The following is a 2,098-nucleotide window of genomic DNA, read 5'->3' as shown; positions in this document are numbered from 1 at the left end:
AAGCCGCTTTGCCCAAAGCCCCACCAAAGCAGGGTGGGCGCCCAAAGGCCTGGCCAGCCGGAAGGAGGCCTTTGGGTAGCGGAGCTGGACGGCCTCCAGGGCCAGGGGCAGGTCGGCCTTGAGGTGCCCCGCCCCGAAAAGGAGAAGGGGCAGGATCACCCCGCCCCCCTCCCGGGCCAGGGCCTCCACCCCCTCCAGGAGGCTGGGGGGCTGGTGCTCGATGAACCCCAAAAGGACCCTTTGCCCTAGCCGGCGCTCGAGGCCCCTCGCCAGGCCCAAGGGGAGGGCCCGGGCGCGGGGGTCGGGGGAGCCGTGGGCCACGAGGAGGATCACGGCAAGGCCTCCTCAGGAATCGCCAGGGGAACCACCCCCAAAGCCAGGGTGAGGTTGCCCCGCTTGGTCTTCTGGACGAGGAGGCTTGCCCCCTCCGCGAGGACCGCCGCCTCCGCCACCCCCCAAAGCCCGGTGTGGCGGAAGACCACCTCCGAGGGGTTGGGGATGGCCTGGCGGTTCAGGACCTCCGGGGGGTGGAAGGAAAGGGGAAGCCCCATCTCCTCCGCAAAGGCCAAAAGCCCCTCCTCGTCCTGCTTTATGGTGGCGGTGCTCAGGCAAAGGAGGCTCTCCCTGGCCAACCCGTGCTCCTCCAAAAAGCCCAGGACCTCCCGGCGCACCTCCTCCCGGGGGGTGCCGCGGTTGCACCCGATCCCAAGGACCAGGGCCTTGGGGTGGGCGAAGAGGGCGGGGACAGGCAGGGGCCAGGGCCTCTTACAGGTGAAAAGGACCATCCCCTCCACCCCTTGGGGCACCGGGGCCTCCAGGAGCCGGACCATGGGGTAGCGGGCCAGGGGGGAGAGGTCCACGCACTCGGAGAAGAAGCCCACGGTCCTCCCGTCCACCAGAAGGGCGGAGACCTCCTTCAAGGGCCCCCAGTCCGGCACCCGGGCCCCGAGGGCCTTGGCCAAGAGGTCGGGGGCGGGGGCCCCCAGGCTGTCCGTGCCCGTGGTGAGGACGGCCTGCATCCCCAAGGCCTCCGCCAGGTACCGGGCCAGGGGGTTGGCCCCTCCCAGGTGGCCGGAAAGGAGCGGGATGGCGAACCGGCCCGCGGGGTCCACCACCAAGACCGCAGGGTCCACCCGCTTGTCCAAAAGGAGGGAGGCCGAAGCCCGCAAGACGATCCCCGAGGCCATGACGAAGACGTGCCCGTCGTGGAGGGCCCAGGTCCTCTGAAGGAGTTCCCTGATGGGCTCCGCGAAGACCACCGCCTTCTGGGGGGCCAAGGCCCGGTACTTGGCCGAAAGGTACAGGGTGCTTCCGGGCAGGACCCTCTGGATCCTTTCCGCCACGCTCAGGCCGGGGAGGGTAAGGGTGTAGACCGCCACCCGCTCCGGCCTCAAAGGCCCTAGCTCAGGCATCCTCCCCTCCCCTCAGGGAAAGCCCCGGCACCTGGCCGGGCCGGGCCTCCCCCGTGGACAGGTCGTACTTGTTCCCGTACCCCCTTGGGGTCAGCAAGGTCCCCTCAAAGAACCGGCTCTGGCCGTTTCCCACCACCACGGTGGTGAGCATCCCGGCCTCCGCCTCTTTGAGCTCCTCCAGGGTGAGGAGGCGCACCTCCTGCCGGTCCCGGTAGGCGCTTTTCACCAGGGCGGCGGGGGTCTTGGGGGAACGGTACTGGAGAAGGATCTCGGCGCTTTTGGCAAGCTGCCAGCTGCGCCGCCTGGACTGGGGGTTGTACAGGACCACCACGAACTCCCCCATCCCCGCCGCCTTTAGCCTCCTTTCGATCAGGGGCCAGGGGGTGAGGAGGTCGGAGAGGCTGATGAGGCAGGTGTCGTGGCTTAAGGGGCTTCCCAGAAGGCTCGCCACCGCGTTCGCCGCGGTCACCCCGGGGACCACCTCCAAATAGACCTCCCTGCCGTCCAGACCGAACCGGCCGGGAAGGCCCACCCCCACCTCCAGGCGGCGAAACCCCTGCTCCTCCATGAGCTCCAAAACCGGGGCAGCCATCCCGTAGACCCCCGGGTCGCCGCTGGAGACCAAGGCCACCCGCTCCCCGGAAAGGGCCCTCTCCAGGGCCTCCTCCGCCCGGTCCAGCTCCTCC

3 protein-coding genes are annotated in these 2,098 nt (G+C 69.8%); all 3 read right to left on the bottom strand.

From position 1 onward, the window contains the following. On the bottom strand, nucleotides 1-333 hold a 333-nt coding region (locus tag C4301_RS09890), incomplete at its 3' end, for a sirohydrochlorin chelatase (protein ID WP_352414899.1). Then, a complete protein-coding gene (locus C4301_RS09885) occupies nucleotides 330-1,412 on the bottom strand; it encodes a cobalt-precorrin 5A hydrolase (protein ID WP_352414898.1) in 1,083 nt (360 codons plus the stop codon). The genes C4301_RS09890 and C4301_RS09885, both read right to left, overlap by 4 nt. Then, a partial coding sequence (locus C4301_RS09880) for a precorrin-3B C(17)-methyltransferase (RefSeq protein ID WP_352414897.1) occupies nucleotides 1,405-2,098 on the bottom strand: 694 nt, incomplete at its 5' end. The genes C4301_RS09880 and C4301_RS09885, both read right to left, overlap by 8 nt.

Source organism: Thermus sp. (assembly GCF_040290245.1).
Lineage (GTDB): Bacteria > Deinococcota > Deinococci > Deinococcales > Thermaceae > Thermus_A.
This window is presented reverse-complemented; position numbering and strand designations above follow the sequence as displayed.